Annotated in this window: 12 protein-coding genes; 8 read left to right on the forward strand and 4 right to left on the reverse strand. The window is 47.0% G+C overall.

Annotated elements, in window-relative coordinates:
- Positions 1-162 precede the first annotated feature (162 nt).
- From purN to rodA, 7 genes are all read left to right on the forward strand, one after another.
- Positions 163-750, forward strand: a complete 588-nt coding sequence (purN, locus tag ACKI5J_RS00375) for a phosphoribosylglycinamide formyltransferase (protein ID WP_407425365.1) — start codon at positions 163-165, stop codon at positions 748-750.
- Positions 751-1,478: 728 nt separating this feature from the next.
- The gene (gene purH, locus ACKI5J_RS00380; RefSeq protein WP_407425367.1) at positions 1,479-3,005 is read left to right on the forward strand and encodes a bifunctional phosphoribosylaminoimidazolecarboxamide formyltransferase/IMP cyclohydrolase; all 1,527 of its coding nucleotides are present in this window, start codon (positions 1,479-1,481) and stop codon (positions 3,003-3,005) included.
- 56 nt (positions 3,006-3,061) lie between these two features.
- Positions 3,062-4,084, forward strand: a complete 1,023-nt coding sequence (locus tag ACKI5J_RS00385) for a rod shape-determining protein (RefSeq protein WP_106294726.1) — start codon at positions 3,062-3,064, stop codon at positions 4,082-4,084.
- Positions 4,085-4,173: 89 nt separating this feature from the next.
- Entirely contained in the window at positions 4,174-5,013 is an 840-nt protein-coding gene (gene mreC / locus ACKI5J_RS00390) for a rod shape-determining protein MreC (protein ID WP_407425369.1), read from the forward strand.
- The gene (locus tag ACKI5J_RS00395) at positions 5,006-5,521 is read left to right on the forward strand and encodes a rod shape-determining protein MreD (RefSeq protein ID WP_407425371.1); all 516 of its coding nucleotides are present in this window, start codon (positions 5,006-5,008) and stop codon (positions 5,519-5,521) included. The genes mreC and ACKI5J_RS00395 overlap by 8 nt, the downstream gene beginning before the upstream one ends.
- The gene (mrdA, locus tag ACKI5J_RS00400) at positions 5,521-7,455 is read left to right on the forward strand and encodes a penicillin-binding protein 2 (protein ID WP_407425373.1); all 1,935 of its coding nucleotides are present in this window, start codon (positions 5,521-5,523) and stop codon (positions 7,453-7,455) included. Before ACKI5J_RS00395 ends, mrdA begins: the two co-directional genes overlap by 1 nt.
- On the forward strand, positions 7,448-8,707 hold the full coding sequence (rodA, locus tag ACKI5J_RS00405; protein WP_407425375.1) for a rod shape-determining protein RodA: 1,260 nt from the start codon (positions 7,448-7,450) through the stop codon (positions 8,705-8,707). Before mrdA ends, rodA begins: the two co-directional genes overlap by 8 nt.
- Position 8,708: 1 nt before the next feature.
- On the opposite strand, the gene ACKI5J_RS00410 is transcribed toward rodA, so the two are convergent.
- Positions 8,709-9,617 (reverse strand): hypothetical protein, encoded by a 909-nt coding sequence (locus ACKI5J_RS00410; RefSeq protein WP_407425377.1) that lies wholly within the window; start codon positions 9,615-9,617, stop codon positions 8,709-8,711.
- Positions 9,618-9,710: 93 nt separating this feature from the next.
- Between ACKI5J_RS00410 and ACKI5J_RS00415 the strand changes: the two genes are divergently transcribed.
- Entirely contained in the window at positions 9,711-10,286 is a 576-nt protein-coding gene (locus ACKI5J_RS00415) for a thymidine kinase (RefSeq protein ID WP_407425379.1), read from the forward strand.
- On the opposite strand, the gene ACKI5J_RS00420 is transcribed toward ACKI5J_RS00415, so the two are convergent.
- The 3 genes from ACKI5J_RS00420 to ACKI5J_RS00430 all read right to left on the reverse strand — a co-directional run bounded on the left by ACKI5J_RS00420 (position 10,287) and on the right by ACKI5J_RS00430 (position 15,650).
- Complete coding sequence (locus tag ACKI5J_RS00420; protein ID WP_407425381.1) at positions 10,287-13,058, reverse strand: S8 family peptidase; 2,772 nt, start codon at positions 13,056-13,058, stop codon at positions 10,287-10,289. It abuts the gene before it with no gap.
- A gap of 85 nt (positions 13,059-13,143) precedes the next feature.
- Positions 13,144-14,553, reverse strand: a complete 1,410-nt coding sequence (gene dacB / locus ACKI5J_RS00425; RefSeq protein ID WP_407425383.1) for a D-alanyl-D-alanine carboxypeptidase/D-alanyl-D-alanine-endopeptidase — start codon at positions 14,551-14,553, stop codon at positions 13,144-13,146.
- Between the two features lie 101 nt (positions 14,554-14,654).
- Complete coding sequence (locus ACKI5J_RS00430) at positions 14,655-15,650, reverse strand: aspartate-semialdehyde dehydrogenase (RefSeq protein ID WP_407425385.1); 996 nt, start codon at positions 15,648-15,650, stop codon at positions 14,655-14,657.
- Positions 15,651-15,686: the final 36 nt, after the last annotated feature.

Here is a 15,686-nt window from a genome sequence, read left to right on the forward strand (position 1 = left end):
TCGCCATCCGGCTCAAAGCCGGCATGTTTCGAAGCGGCCTTCGACACCCCATCCGCCGGCCTCCCAAACCGCTGGATCCCGAACCGGCTTTGAGCCGAATTTGAACCTTAATTTGCGTCTTCCAGACTTAAAATAATATCTTTGGACTTACCCCATCGAAATATGTCACTTAAAAAGAGGATTGCCGTTTTTGCTTCAGGGTCGGGCTCCAACGCGCAAAAGATAATGGAGCACTTCCACAAACACCCGGATGCGGAAGTAGCCATCGTTTTGTGTAACAACCCAAACGCCTACGTGATCCAGAGAGCCGACAATTTCGAAATCCCCTCCCATGTCTTCGACAAGTTCGATTTTTACCAGACAGATCATATCGTCAAACTACTCAAGTCTATGGAAATCGACCTGATTGTTCTCGCGGGCTTCCTTTGGCTCATCCCCGAGAACCTGTTAAAGGCTTTTCCAAACCAGATCATTAACATCCACCCCGCCCTGCTTCCAAAATACGGCGGCAAAGGAATGTATGGCGATCGCGTGCACCAGTCTGTATTAAACAATAAGGAATCTGAATCGGGGATTACCATCCACTTCGTTAATGAAAACTTCGACGAGGGTGAGATTATACACCAATCGAAATACAAAATAGATAAGGACGACGACATTGAAATGATCAAATTCAAAGGTCAGCAGCTGGAACACCTGCATTATCCGAAGGTCGTAGAAAGCCTGATCAAGAAAATGAAATCGCTGTAACCAGCCGCAGTTTTCGTTTTAATCTCCCGATAGCAGGGCAGCCCCCTACCGGCGCCACGGAGCTATCACCTTATAATAAGGCTTCAATATTGCCGCGTATTTTATTTGCAGCAACTCAACAGGAGCCGAAACCGCCTTGCCTGATAGTGGGATGAGCCGCAAAGCCTGGGCATGCTTTACAACCTTATATCTCCCGACCTGCTCCTCTATAATAAGACTGTACTATTAATTATATAGCAACATGTTTTGGGTAAGGCTTTATCCTCCCGGAGACTTGTCGCTCATCAGCCGGATAGCAGCTAGGGAGCAACTTTCAGGCAGCTAGGGGGTGTAGCCACACTTCAGCCGCCTTACAGCCACGGTATAGCCACGTTTTATTGAAGAAAGGTGGCTACAACGTGGCTACACCCTGGTTGCATCGCGGCTACACCCCCTAGCTGCTCCCTATCTGCTCCCCAGCTGCCCTCAAGCAATCTTCAAGCAATCTTCAAGCAACCCCCGCACAGACTACGAGCGGAATCCCATACAATCCCAGGCAACCTCCTTGCAAGCTACCAGCAGCACTAGAATGACCCAAGGCTGCCGCACCAAAAAAAGCGGACAATGCTGAATTATGGCGCCCCCTCATCAAAACCAGGTATTAAAACATATTTCCACGATTTTTCCGCAAAATGGAATGTGATTTTACCCTGCAAAAATCCTATCTTTGCCGCTTAATTTTTCAATACATGAACCATCCTGTTAAAATAAAAAACGCTTTAATATCAGTATATTACAAAGACGGCCTGGAACCTCTCATCAGACAGCTTCACTCATTAGGTGTAACATTTTATTCAACAGGCGGAACCGAAAGCTTTATCAGGGATCTCGGCTTTGATGTGGTTCGTGTAGAGGATCTGACGGGCTACCCTTCTATTTTGGGAGGCCGTGTAAAAACGCTGCACCCGAAAGTCTTCGGTGGCATTCTGTCGAGAAGAAATCTGGAAGAAGATAAAGCCCAGGCTGCACAGTATGAAATTCCGGAGATCGACCTGGTAATTGTGGACCTCTATCCTTTTGAGGAAACAGTTAAGGCAGGGCTTGGCGAAGACGAGATCATTGAAAAGATCGATATCGGCGGCATCTCCCTGATTCGCGCAGCGGCAAAGAACTTCAACGATGTCGTGATCCTGTCATCTAAAAATGACTACGCTGAATTACATCATATATTGGAGGAAAACCAGGGTGCAACTTCCCTGGAACACCGCAAGGCGTTCGCGAAAAAAGCATTCAATACGTCATCTCATTACGACACGGCTATCTTCAACTATTTCAATCAGGAAGATCCGCTTCCGGTATTTAAGGTGAGTGAGCAAAAGTCGACTGTCCTTCGCTACGGAGAGAATCCTCATCAGAAAGGCTATTTCTATGGAGATCTGGACGCCATGTTCACTAAGCTGAATGGAAAAGAGCTTTCCTACAATAATCTGGTTGATGTGGATGCAGCTGTTGCCCTGATCGATGAATTTACGGAACCGACCTTTGCTATACTAAAACACACGAATGCTTGCGGCGTTGCATCTAAAGACAATCTGCTGGATGCATGGAAAGTTGCGCTTGCTTGTGATCCGGTTTCGGCTTTCGGCGGGGTGATCATCTGTAATGGCGAGGTCGATGGCGAAACTGCACGCGAGATCAGCAACCTTTTCTTTGAAGTGCTTATAGCTCCTGCTTTCAGTGAGAAGGCCATCGAAATCCTGACGGAAAAGAAAAACAGAATTCTTCTTCAACGTAAGCCAGTTGCGCTACCTGGAAAATCATTCAAGACGCTGCTGAACGGCGTTATCGAACAGGATAAGGATGCTACGATCGAAGGCCCCGACCAGATGACCCCGGTAACGGAAGTAAAACCGACACCAGAGCAGCTTCAGGATCTTCATTTTGCTAATAAACTGGTTAAACATACCAAGTCTAATACTATTGTTCTCGCAAAAGACGGACAGCTTTTGTCAAGTGGCGTAGGACAAACATCCCGGGTCGACGCGCTTGTACAGGCGCTCGAAAAAGCAAAGACCTTTGGCTTTGACGTAAAGGGTGCTGTCATGACCTCTGATGCTTTTTTCCCTTTCCCTGACTGCGTAGAAATAGCGGCTAATGCGGGTATCAAAGCGATTCTTCAGCCAGGCGGCTCCATTAAGGACAAACTCTCCATAGATATGGCAAACAGCAAAGGTGTAGCTATGGTAACTACCGGTGTTCGGCATTTCAAACATTGATTTAGTACTGAACAATTTACTACATTTGCATACTTTAACAATTTAAAATGTCCTTAATGGGTTTATTTAATTGGTTTACACAAGAAATAGCAATTGATCTGGGTACTGCAAATACCCTGATTATACATAATGATAAGGTTGTCGTCGATGAGCCCTCTATAGTAGCCTTCGACCGTACAACTAACAAAATTATCGCCATAGGCAGACAAGCTATGCAAATGGAGGGTAAAACCCACGATAATATCCGCACGGTACGTCCGCTCAAGGATGGTGTCATAGCCGACTTCAACGCTGCCGAACATATGATCAGAGGGATGATTAAGATGATCAATAATGGCAGGGGCTGGTTCTTTCCGTCTCTGAGAATGGTTATCTGTATTCCTTCAGGCATTACAGAAGTGGAGAAAAGAGCTGTACGTGACTCCGCCGAAATTGCCGGTGCGAAAGAAGTATATCTGATCCATGAGCCGATGGCAGCAGCGGTGGGTATCGGTATTGACGTAGAGGAGCCGATGGGTAACATGATTATCGATATCGGTGGCGGTACTACCGAGATTGCAGTGATTGCCTTGTCGGGGATAGTCTGCGACCAGTCTATCCGCGTTGCGGGAGATAACTTCGACAGTGACATCGTACAATATATCCGCCGGCAGCACAACATCATGATCGGTGACCGCACGGCGGAGAAGATCAAGATTGAAGTGGGCGCGGCCTTACCCGAACTCTCTGAACCTCCTGCTGACTTCGCTGTGCAGGGAAGAGACCTGATGACCGGTGTGCCAAAGCAGATCACGGTATCTTATACCGAAATTGCTCATTGTCTTGACAAGTCTATCTCTAAAATAGAGGAAGCCATCCTGAAAGCCCTGGAGATTACTCCTCCGGAGCTGTCTGCAGATATTTACCAAACCGGAATCTATCTGACTGGTGGGGGCGCCCTGTTAAGAGGTCTGGATAAACGCGTAGCGGCAAAAACAAAGTTGCCGGTACATGTAGCTGAAGATCCATTAAGGGCGGTTGTACGCGGTACTGGTATCGCCCTGAAGAACATCGGCGGTTACAAATTCTTAATGCAGTAAAATATACATGCCAGCCTGCCGATAGGCACTGCATCAACGGCAATTATTTGCAGGCCGGCATTTGCTTTAAATATAACACCTACTAGTTTATGCGTAATCTCTGGATTTTCATCAGTAAGTATAACGCATTCTTCTTTTTCATCATCTGCTTTATCATTTCTATCACCTTAGTGGTTAGAAATAATTCTTACCAGCGATCAGGGGTATTCAATTCGGCAAATCACTTCATAGGTGAGACCTATGCCCGCATTAATAAAGCGCAACGCTACCTGCGCCTTGCAGAGGTCAACGATAGTCTCGCAAAAGAGAATGCTCTCCTGAGACAGGAACTGAAAATGTCATATTTTGATGATAGCGTAGCAGAGCATACGACAAAAGACACTACTTCCAGACAGCAATATACCTATATTGTAGCCCGGGTTGTAAATAACTCCATTCATCTTAAGAATAACTACATCACGATTAACCGTGGAAAACGGCATGGTATTCAAAGCGGTATGGGCGTTATAGGCGCTTCAGGCATTGTCGGTATTGTAAAAGACGTTTCGGAAGACTTTGCGACGATCTATTCGCTATTACATAGCGACACCAAAATCAGTGCTAGCATAAAGGAAAGCCAGGCTTTCGGTTCGTTGGTATGGGGTGAAGAAAATACCAATCCGCGGTTAGCCGTATTGCAGGATATCCCGAACCACATTAGCGTTAAGACAGGGCAGCATGTGGTGACTTCGGGGTACTCTACGCTGTTTCCTGCGGGACTGCCCGTTGGACGGATTCTCCGTACCAGAGAAAGAGGCGGAGAGAGCTTTCCTGAAATAGAGGTTCGCCTGGAAACGGACTTCGCGACGCTGCAATATGTCTATGTCATCAAAAACCTTTTCGGTCCGGAGAAGGAAATTTTAGAAAATCTGAGTAAAAAAGATGGGTAGAACTATTATTACCAATATCATTCGGTTCGTTGCACTGATCTTCATTCAGACGTTTCTGTTGAAGAATATGGGATTTTACAATCTGTCCATTCCATTTCCTTATATCCTGTTTATCATGCTGCTGCCATTTGAGACACCTAACTGGCTGCTTTTTCTCTTGGCGATACTGACGGGACTCACGGTGGACTCGTTTTATGATACCGCAGGTATCAACGCAGCAGCATGCTCACTGCTTGCTCTTGTACGGGTTATATTCATTAACGTGACCGTTGAGCGGCAGGGATTTGAGAACGAACCCGAACCAAGGCTGGGCATTATGGGATTTCGCTGGTTTTTTGTTTATACGGTGGTACTGACGCTATTCCATCATCTGACATTGATATTATTAGAGTCATTTGGTTTTTTTGATCTGAAATATGTACTAATCCGCTTTCTTTTAAGTTCTCTCTTTACCATATTTTTGATAATCATTTCAGAATTTATATTCTTCCGTAAGAAAGAGCGTTAATGAACAGTTTTTTTCAGCGTAAATATGTCGTCCAGGGAATCTTTATTGCAATAGCACTTATTTTGCTGGCCCGCCTGTTCTATATTCAGGTAATTGACAAGAGTTATTTTCTTTCAGCTAATAATAATGTGATCCGTAAGGTAACAATATACCCTGCCAGAGGCGTTATTTATGACCGTAAGGGCCGGATCCTGGTACAGAATGAACCGGTATATGACCTCATGGTGGTTCCCAGGGAAGTAAAACCTTTTGACACACTTGAGTTCATCAAGCTGATCAATCTGGATAAAAAAGGGTTTTATCAGCGCTTCAACAAGGCGAGAAATTACTCGCCATACCGGGCATCGGTCTTTGAGAAACAACTGTCAGCTCAGACCTTTGCATCCTTCCAGGAAAAGCTCACCCAGTTTCCCGGCTTTTATGTGCAGAAGAGGTCTGTCAGGCGGTATCCCGACACCATCGCTTCCCAATTTTTTGGCTACATTAACGAAGTTGTAGAGTCGGATATTAAGCGCTCCAGCGGTTATTATAAGGCAGGCGACTATATTGGCCGGACAGGTGTAGAAAAGTCGTATGAAGAACTTCTCAGAGGACAAAGGGGTGTCGAAAACCAGATGGTAGATGCCTTTAACCGGCCCAAGGGACATTATGCAGATGGAGCGTATGATACATTGGCTGTCACAGGAAAAAAACTGATATCATCCCTGGACAGGGATCTTCAGCGGTTGGGCGAAAAACTCATGCATAATAAGATCGGTAGTATCGTTGCTATTGAACCTTCGACTGGAGAGATACTGGCATTCGTGAGCAGTCCGAGCTACGACCCCAATCTGATGGTCGGACGAGAGAAGGGAAATAACTACATGAAGTTATTAAGAAACCCCCATAAACCGCTTTTCATCAGGCCTACAATGGCTGAATATCCTCCGGGATCTATCTTCAAGGTTATTAATGCCCTGGTCGCTCAGCAAATGGGAAAAATTAATGCAGAGACGCGGTTCTACTGTCCGGGTGCTTACTACTACGGTCGCAGGGGAAAGATGGGTTGCACCCACGTACATGGATCGACAAGTTTGATTGAGTCTATCCAATATTCATGCAATACTTACTACGGCTATGTTTATAACCGCATGATAGACCATTCGGGCATGCGGTCGGTTAAGGCTTACCGCAAGTGGCACGACGCAGTAAACAGGTTTGGCATAGGCTCTAAGTTAGGTGTTGATCTGCCGAATGAACGGAAGGGGTTGCTTCCCACCGCTGAATTCTATACCCGGCACTTCAAAAGTGATAAATGGACTTCGGGCTACAATATCTCTCTTTCCATCGGGCAGGGAGAATTGGGAATTACCCCTCTTCAGATGGCCAACGTTGTTGCTACTATCGCCAACAGGGGATTTTATTACACGCCTCACCTGATCAGAGGAATAGGAGAAGATCATGTGGTAAAGCCTGAATACACCAAGAAAAACAGTGCAGGGGTGGAAGCGCGGTTCTATGATCCGGTGATTGAAGGAATGAGCAGAGCCGTTAACGCCCCGGGCGGAACGGCCTATCCTATTGCGCAGGTACCAGGCTTTGAGGCTTGTGGCAAAACAGGAACAGTGCAAAATCCGCATGGCGAAAACCACTCTGTTTTCTTTGCGTTCGCTCCCCGGCACAACCCCAAAATTGCGGTTGCCGTCATGGTTGAAAATGCCGGATACGGTGCTACGTGGTCGGCTCCTATTGCAAGTTTGATAATGGAGCAGTACCTCACCGACACGATCAGGCGGCCAAAATATTATACGGAAAGGTTGTATAACGCCAACTTGCTTCCCGGCGCAAAGCCGAAAGCCAAACCGGCGCAACGACCCCGGGTTGACAGCCTGCCAAAAATCGAGATGAAGCCTGTTGAACAAATTACTCCCACTTTAACGACGCAAAATGATTAATCAACGCAGCCTTTTTTTTAACGTTGACTGGATTCTGATCCTGATCTATCTGTGTTTATGTGTTATTGGATGGTTCAACATTCATGCTGCTGTCTATGACCCGCTTTATCCGGGCATTATGGATATGAATACCAACTACGGCAAGCAGTTTATATTCATCGTTTCGGCGATTATTCTGGGTGCGGTTATCCTTCTGCTCGACTCGAAGTTCTTCAGCACCTTCTCACCGGTATTTTACGGCATTACGTTGCTGCTGCTGATCGCTGTACTGATCGTTGGCCGGAACGTGGGTGGAAATCAGGCCTGGATACCGATAGGCAGCTTCAGGCTTCAGCCCTCGGAATTTGCCAAGTTTTCCACCTGCCTGCTGTTGGCGCATTATATCAGCTCGACCAACCTCAAGATGCACGAGTTCAAGATGATCGGCATTTGTGTGCTGATCCTGCTGATTCCCACAAGTCTGATCATGCTACAACCCGATACAGGATCTGCTTTGACCTTTACATCGCTAATCTTTGCCCTCTATCGCGAAGGCCTCTCCGGCTATGTCCTGGTCATCGGCACTATTCTGATTGCCCTTTTTATACTTGCACTCGTTATCAACAAGTTCATTCTGATAGGGATTATTATTTGTTTGAGTGTCCTGGTTATCATGCTATCAAGGGAGAGCCGAAAATACATTCAGCCTATCGCGGTTTCCGTAGTCGTCTCTATTGCTTTTATTTTTTGTGTGAACTTTGCCTATCAGAATATCTTGCAGAGTCACCAGAGAAACAGAATTGATGTGATACTGGGTAAATTAGATGATCCGCGTGGACAAGGTTACAATTTGAACCAGTCGAAGATAGCGATTGGGTCGGGCGGATTATGGGGCAAAGGCTACCTCCAGGGAACACAAACAAAATATGACTTTGTTCCTGAACAAAGCACCGACTTTATTTTCTGTACCGTTGGTGAGGAGTGGGGTTTTGCAGGCAGCCTGGTCGTAATCGCGTTGTATCTGACGATGCTCTTGCGCATTGTCAATATTGCCGAAAGACAACGGTCTTCCTTTTCCAGGATTTACGGATATGGGGTAGCGTCTATCCTATTTTTCCACTTCTTTATTAATATAGGGATGACGATCGGCTTGGTTCCGGTTATTGGTATCCCGCTGCCCTTCCTGAGTTATGGTGGATCATCCCTCTGGAGTTTCACCATCCTGCTTTTCATCCTGCTAAAGCTGGATTCAAACAGGATGGGAGTTATATAATTCAGATAATAAATCTTCTGCGAAGGACTTCATAGAACTTTTCTACGGTCGCTTGTTTTGCCGCCCAGTTGTTCTTTGCTGCATAATTTGACTTCAGGAAATTGTCTGCTGATTCAAATGTTTCGAACCGGTTAAGGATCTCCATGGCCTCACTGTAAGCAAGGCTATAGCCATTAAACAGGTCCTTAATGAACGAAAGCTTGTCATTGAGATTCACACCTGACTTCAGATCCGTAATGGGAGCCTGCTTATATTGGCTGGACGTGCCTTGCTGCGCTTTCTGAGATGAAATCATATCGTTAAGACTTTGAACCCGTGGCTGCTGGTAAGCTGCCGGCGCGGTCACTGGCGGAACGGGCACTGAAGGATATGAAGGCTCTGGCGAAGAGACCTTTACTGGCTCGGGGCTTTGCGGCACCTCAGGGGCCTTTACCGGTTCTGGTACAGGAACGTAGAGCGGCTCCGGTCTGCTCGTTTGCACATCCGTTAGGAGTCCGGGTACCGGGCCTTGCGCCGCCGGCCTGCTTTCCTGTTGGATATCATGCGTCTGGGGGATAGGATTAACCTCTTTGTTTTCGGCTACAGGTTCTTCTTTTTCTTCATTTGCAGCTGTATTCAGCAATGTCTCCAGTGATATCTCATTCGTGGCTCTGACGGGAGCAGATGGCAACTCCGCATCATCATCTTTGCCGGCTGCTTTTTCAGACACAGCTGTTTCAGACGATCGCTTTTTTGCGTTCAGTTTCTTAAGTACTCTCAGGTTCTCGGCCAGAAAATCAGCATTAGCAGAAAGAAGCTCAAGTTCCAGGTCATTCAGGTCTTGGGGGTTTTCTTCAATATACTGGTATTGTTCAGTCAGCTCTGATAGGATATTACCCGCTTTTTTAAAAATCTCTGCTTTATTAATCATGGCTAATAGACAAATTTAGATAATGTTTTGTTGGTAACTAGGTTCTCAAAAGTACCATTAAATTCTGATATTAGCCGCTCTCAAAAACGGGATATGTTGTTTAGTGAGTTCCATTTCCGGTCTAAAAACGAGCGTAGCGGCAGTATCGAAGTGATCTGCGGCTCGATGTTCTCTGGTAAGACCGAAGAACTTATCCGTCGGTTGAGACGGGCCAAAATTGCCAGGCTTAACATCGAAATCTTCAAACCGGCAACTGAAGTGCGCTACCACGAAACGGAAGTCGTCTCACACGACTCCAGCTCTATTCCCTCTACTCCGGTTGAGCATTCGTCGGCAATTCTCTTGTATGGCTCCAACACGGACGTCGTGGGGATAGACGAAGCGCAATTCTTTGATGAGGGACTTACAGACGTTTGCATTGCTTTGGCAAACCGCGGGATACGCGTGATCATTGCGGGACTGGACATGGATTTTCAGGGCAAGCCTTTCGGACCAATGCCCGCTCTTATGGCCATTGCGGAAGACGTGACCAAAGTACACGCTATATGTGCGCAATGCGGCGCGCCTGCCTCTTACTCCTATCGTACCGTTACCAATACCGATACTTTCTTTCTTGGAGAAAAGGAAAGTTACGAACCTCGTTGCAGAGCTTGTTTCAACATTAAATAACTATTTGACCACACTTATTTTATGGGTATAACTTTTGCCCTTAAACTTCAGCTGAAGTATATAGATACCCGCATGTAAAGATGCCACATTAAAATACAAGGTATGACTGCCCTTAAAAAAGGTTTGATTATGCAATAGTGTTTTTACCTTCTGACCCATCATATTAAAAAGCGACAGGCTTATCGGCACGTCATCCGGAAGATTTACCACGACTGCCACATCGCCGTTATTCTTTGGCGTTACAGGGTTCGGATAGGTCGACAGGATCTCTATCGTTTCCGTTTCTTCTTTTACCAGATCATAATCAGACTGAACGCTTGCAGAAGCGTTGAGCAACTCCTCCAGGCTAGGCGCACCTAAATATGCGAAAGCCACTTTGATGGAGCCATTTGACGGAATGGTATATGGGCCGTATCCGGAAACAAAGGAAACGTCATAAGGGGAGACCGGAGAGCCGATCCCGGTGGACTGTATTCCGGAAGATAAGGTCTGAAACTTCTCCGGGGTGGTAAAGTTATCATCCGCCAAAATACCGCTGCCCAGGGACAAAGGATAGTAGTGTGGCTGTCCTGAACTACTCAACAACTTCACCGCCGCAAAAGGGGCTTCCTTTGCAGTGGATGATACATAGGCGAGTTTGCTTGCCGCATGGTAAGCGGTATAGTCGGAGCTTCCACCGTCTATATCCCAATCGGTGAACATCCCGATATAAACGCCACTGATTTCCTGCGCACTCCTGTTTATTACTTCGTATAGGGAGACGATATAATTGTCTTTGTCTGGATCCTTTAGCGCCGTTACCGTCTGCTTCACGTCTACCAAGCCCCCTTGCGGCTGACCGCTATCATCAAATATGGCCTCAGCAATTATTTTATCGCCCTGGGATATTTCGGCAATAGAAACGCGCTTTATGAAATGCTCATCTGCGTTCCCGGCGCTGGTACGGGCATTGTTAGCGACTGAGCTGGCTGAATAGCCAATCAGCAGTGAAGCTTCATAAAGCATCTGTTTACCTTTGTAACGGAATCCGAGCCCTCCTTTTTGACCGGTGGCGGCGTATCCGATCTTGCCAACACTGGTAGCAGTAGTCTGCAGATCGTCGGTGACGATATTAAGATAATCCCGGGCTACCAGCAACGTAAAGGTTTCATAATCTTCGTATTGTCCGTTGTTCGCCTTGAAACCAACAATGAACTCTACTGGCAGGTTGTCGGGGGCTCCTGCTTTCACTGTAAACGTGAACGCACCAATTCCTGCCTGGTCTTCCATCATTCCTAAATAACCCGCCTGACGGGAGTCGGTTATGATCTCTACATGAGGGTTATCTGTCCGCAACGTCACTTCGATATCATCAGCAGGCATCAAATAATTACGGATATCGATATGCATTTTAATTTCAGGGCCCGCGCGGAAGCTTCCATTCCCTGGATCTTCGAAGCGGACAGCGGTAGTACGCAGCGCCGGTGCTGTCTGAGTGAGCGCACGAAAGATATTCAGCCTCCCCTTCCCCAGTTTTCCCGAATAGGATGGATTGAGGTGGTTAATATCATCCGCAGTAACGCGCAGCAGTTCGCCCACCTGTGCCATAGACAGCAGGGGGTAGTATGTTTTGAGCAGTGCAGCGGCACTGGAAACGATGGGCGCCGCCATGGAGGTACCCGATTTCACGCCATAGTTTCCGTTGTAGGTGGTACTAAAAATGGCGTTTCCGGGCGCACTGATCGACACGTAGCCACCAAAGTTGGAAGTGCTGGCGCGGGTATCGTTGTCCATAATATTAGCCACTGCCAGAACACCCTTGTATCCGGCAGGATAGTCCGGAACGTCATTACCCTGGTTTCCGGCGGCAGCAATCACCAGGCAGTCTTTGCTTATGGCGTAATTAATGACATCTTCACCGAAAAGACTGCGTGCAGATGTTCCCCAGGAACAGTTTATAATTTTCGCTCCGTTATCCACAGCGTACCGGATCCCTTCGTATCCGTTGTATATATCTTCCGGAGAGTCGTCTGCTGCAACTTTAACAATAAGTAAAGGCGCCGTGCCAGCAATGCTGGAGATTCCTTTACCATTACCGGTCAGGGCCGAAGCCAGGCCGCTTACATGCACACCGTGGTCGTTGACTGCCTTTTTCACATCCGGGTCATCGTCCGGCAATATATTTCCTGCATAGGCGCCTACGAGATCCTTGCCGCCTGCGAAATTCGCTATCAGATCTTCATGGTCAAGATCAGAACCCGTATCCACTATCCCGATGACCACACCGGATGCGTTGGGGACAAGATCCCATGCCTGGGGTGCACCGATCTGCGCGAGATAGCTTTGCCGGGGAGTGTAATAGGGATCATTGGGGACTAAACGGGTGTGATGAATATAGGCAGGTTCGGCGTATTCGACGTTCTTCATCGATTGAAGCTCCCGGACGACGGCATTGACGTCGGCAACGCCACTGTATTTGAGCTCGTAGATACGGTCAAGACCGATTTTATTGGTGTTCGAAGAACTGCTGACCCCCGAACGCAGTGCGGCCTGGGGAAACTTCGGAGTAAGGCTCCTCACCTTCGCGGCTTTCAACAGCAGCTGCGGCAGGGACGACCGACTCATCGGGGCTGGGCCAGGCGACTCTTTAAATTTTACAATTACGGTATTGGGTAGGCAGGCGTTCCTGTCAGCTGCATCTCCCACATAAGCAGGATCACCATAATAGTTGGTTTGGGAAAGTAATGCGTGATGGTAGCCAAGAAATACAAGGAGAAGTATAAGTCTATTCATCCAATCAAAATCATAAACGAATATAGGAGACTTCGCATGTAAAAAATAGCAGCTCAAAAAGTTTCAGGCGTTGTTAAGCCGCAAGTTATTTAAGCGTATCGAGCATCTTAAACATTTTTTGCCTGATTGCAGAGGAGCCACCACTATAGTTATTGGTGATGAACGAAAAAACAAGCGGAATGCCGGCGGCGCTCTTATGGTATCCGGTATAGGCAAGAACACGTCGGATGCTGCCGCTTTTCATCTTCATATTATTGTATAAGGGGAGGCTCTCATAGAACTGCGGGAACCATTCTTCGGATCTCGCAGAATATAAGATAGTGGCCATCGCGAGGGTTGTCACCCTGTTCTCTGGTGACAGACCACTGCCATCCAGGATGGAGATAGCATTTTTATCAATGCCGAGCTTTTTATCCCAGTAGCTGGCAAGGGTCTTTGTTGCGTCGTCAAAGGAGCCTGTTCTCCCACTAGCAATGGAGGCCGTCCGCAACAGATTCTCGGTATAAAGGTTAAGACTTTTCTGGTTTAGCCAGTATACGATCCTGGAAATATCAGGTGATTGATAACGGTCGATAATGGCGGACAGTGCTTTTGGGGATTTCTGATCCAGCGCCAACTTTCTGGCGGTTGTTACCGTTCCCGTAACGGGGATACCTGCTTTGCTCAACTGGGCGCGAAGCTCCTGAGCCAGGAACAAGGCCGGGTCGGGCATGGAAATTTTGATCTGCTTTTTGAGGTCTATTCCGTAGGTACCACGCAGATAGATGATATCCCCGAATGGCGCAGAGTAGGCATATACATGGTCTCCACTGCCCGGATGACCAGTAATTACTTCATTGACAATCCGTACGCCTGGCACCTGTGGGTCTGTGCTCCTTAACGTAGTGGTTGCCCCGCTCCTGCTTCCGGGAGTAAAATTGACGCCTATCTCATTTTCCCGCCAGGTCATGGCTGTTGAACCTGCTCCGTAGTAGTTACCCATGTCTCCCCATGTCCATCCATCGGACAAAGTCTGCGTTCCAAACAGCAAATCATCTGCAATGATATCTCCGTTTATCTTGTTGATGCCTGCCTTTTTAGCCGCATCCAGCCATCGGGCGAGTAAGATCGCAGGTTGGGTCTCCTGATAGCGGCTGCTGCCCAACGAAGGATCTCCGTTGCCTTTGATGATAAGATCTCCACTTAGCACTCCTCCTGAGAGCGTACCGTTATATCCCAACGATGTCTCCCATTGGTATCCCGGCTTCAGCAAGCTGTAACCGGTGATACTGGTGATTGTCTTCAGCGTAGAGGCCGGAGCCAGGCCCGTTGATCCGTTTTTTGAAAAAATCACCTCTCCGGTCTCGGCATGAAGAACGGTAAGTGAGCTTAGACCGTACTGAAGCTGACTGTCTCTTTCATAACGGAGGTAGGCTTCTGAAATTTTCTCTTTCAGAGTCTGACCAGCGACAATTTGTGATACAAGTAACAGTAGAGGCAAAAAACATGATTTCATGGACAATCGGGAAAAGATTTCAAATTGGTCAACTCGGATGTAAAGCGCATAAAAAAGGCGATGTTTTTAAATACACCGCCTATTGTAAACTGTTTTTAAAATTATGCCGGAAGTAGTCCGTTTTTTAGCATGTACTCAGCAATCTGGACAGCGTTTGTAGCAGCACCCTTACGAAGATTGTCTGCAACTACCCATAGGTTCAAGGTTTTATCCTGCGACTCGTCCCTGCGGATACGGCCTACCAGCACCTCATCTTTCTCGTGAGCGTCTTTTGGCATCGGATAAACCAGGTTAGCAGGATCGTCAACGACCAGAATACCCTCCTGCTGCTCAAGCAGGGAGCGAACTTCTGCCAGATCAAAATCATTCTCGAACTCCAGATTGATAGATTCCGAATGCCCGCCCATTACCGGTATACGCACCGTTGTAGCGGTAACACGGATGGAGTCGTCGCCCATGATCTTCTTGGTCTCGAGAATCATTTTCATCTCTTCCTTAGTATAACCGTTATCCTGAAAAACATCTATCTGTGGAATAACGTTTAGATCAATAGGGTACGGATATGCCATTGGCCCTTCTACACCTTGTCTTTCGTTCATTAACTGGTCTACAGCTTTAACTCCTGTGCCGGTTACTGATTGATAGGTTGATACAACAACTCTTTTTATTTTATATTTCTCGTGCAGTGGCTTTAATACAACCACCATCTGAATGGTAGAACAATTTGGGTTGGCAATAATTTTGTCTTCCGGGGTAAGCGTATCTGCGTTTACTTCAGGAACTACCAGTTTCTTAGTCGGATCCATGCGCCAAGCAGACGAATTATCAATAACCACAATACCAGCCTCCGCAAAGCGGGGAGCCTGCTCCTGCGAAGTGCTTCCACCTGCAGAGAAAAGCGCTACATCAGGTTTCATTGCAATTGCTTCATCCACTGTCACCACCTTATACTTCTTACCCTTAAATTCGAGTTCCTTACCAGCACTTTTCGCTGAAGCAACGGGAATCAATTCGGTAACCGGGAAATTGCGCTCTGCTAATACTTTTAACATCACTGATCCTACGAGACCAGTAGCGCCTACAACTGCAACTTTCATCTTTTTTTGGAATAAATATTTGTTACATAATTACTA

Origin of the sequence: Arcticibacter sp. (assembly GCF_045629565.1) — a bacterium.
Classification (GTDB): domain Bacteria; phylum Bacteroidota; class Bacteroidia; order Sphingobacteriales; family Sphingobacteriaceae; genus Arcticibacter.

What these genes read in the sequence shown, in the direction of transcription:
- dacB (WP_407425383.1), bottom strand. Translation starts at nt 14,553, where the DNA reads ATGAAATCATGTTTTTTGCCTCTACTGTTACTTGTATCACAAATTGTC.
- rodA (WP_407425375.1), top strand. Translation starts at nt 7,448, where the DNA reads ATGATTAATCAACGCAGCCTTTTTTTTAACGTTGACTGGATTCTGATC.
- mrdA (WP_407425373.1), top strand. Translation starts at nt 5,521, where the DNA reads ATGAACAGTTTTTTTCAGCGTAAATATGTCGTCCAGGGAATCTTTATT.
- ACKI5J_RS00430 (WP_407425385.1), bottom strand. Translation starts at nt 15,650, where the DNA reads ATGAAAGTTGCAGTTGTAGGCGCTACTGGTCTCGTAGGATCAGTGATG.
- ACKI5J_RS00385 (WP_106294726.1), top strand. Translation starts at nt 3,062, where the DNA reads ATGGGTTTATTTAATTGGTTTACACAAGAAATAGCAATTGATCTGGGT.
- ACKI5J_RS00415 (WP_407425379.1), top strand. Translation starts at nt 9,711, where the DNA reads ATGTTGTTTAGTGAGTTCCATTTCCGGTCTAAAAACGAGCGTAGCGGC.
- ACKI5J_RS00395 (WP_407425371.1), top strand. Translation starts at nt 5,006, where the DNA reads ATGGGTAGAACTATTATTACCAATATCATTCGGTTCGTTGCACTGATC.
- purH (WP_407425367.1), top strand. Translation starts at nt 1,479, where the DNA reads ATGAACCATCCTGTTAAAATAAAAAACGCTTTAATATCAGTATATTAC.
- mreC (WP_407425369.1), top strand. Translation starts at nt 4,174, where the DNA reads ATGCGTAATCTCTGGATTTTCATCAGTAAGTATAACGCATTCTTCTTT.
- purN (WP_407425365.1), top strand. Translation starts at nt 163, where the DNA reads ATGTCACTTAAAAAGAGGATTGCCGTTTTTGCTTCAGGGTCGGGCTCC.
- ACKI5J_RS00410 (WP_407425377.1), bottom strand. Translation starts at nt 9,617, where the DNA reads ATGATTAATAAAGCAGAGATTTTTAAAAAAGCGGGTAATATCCTATCA.
- ACKI5J_RS00420 (WP_407425381.1), bottom strand. Translation starts at nt 13,058, where the DNA reads ATGAATAGACTTATACTTCTCCTTGTATTTCTTGGCTACCATCACGCA.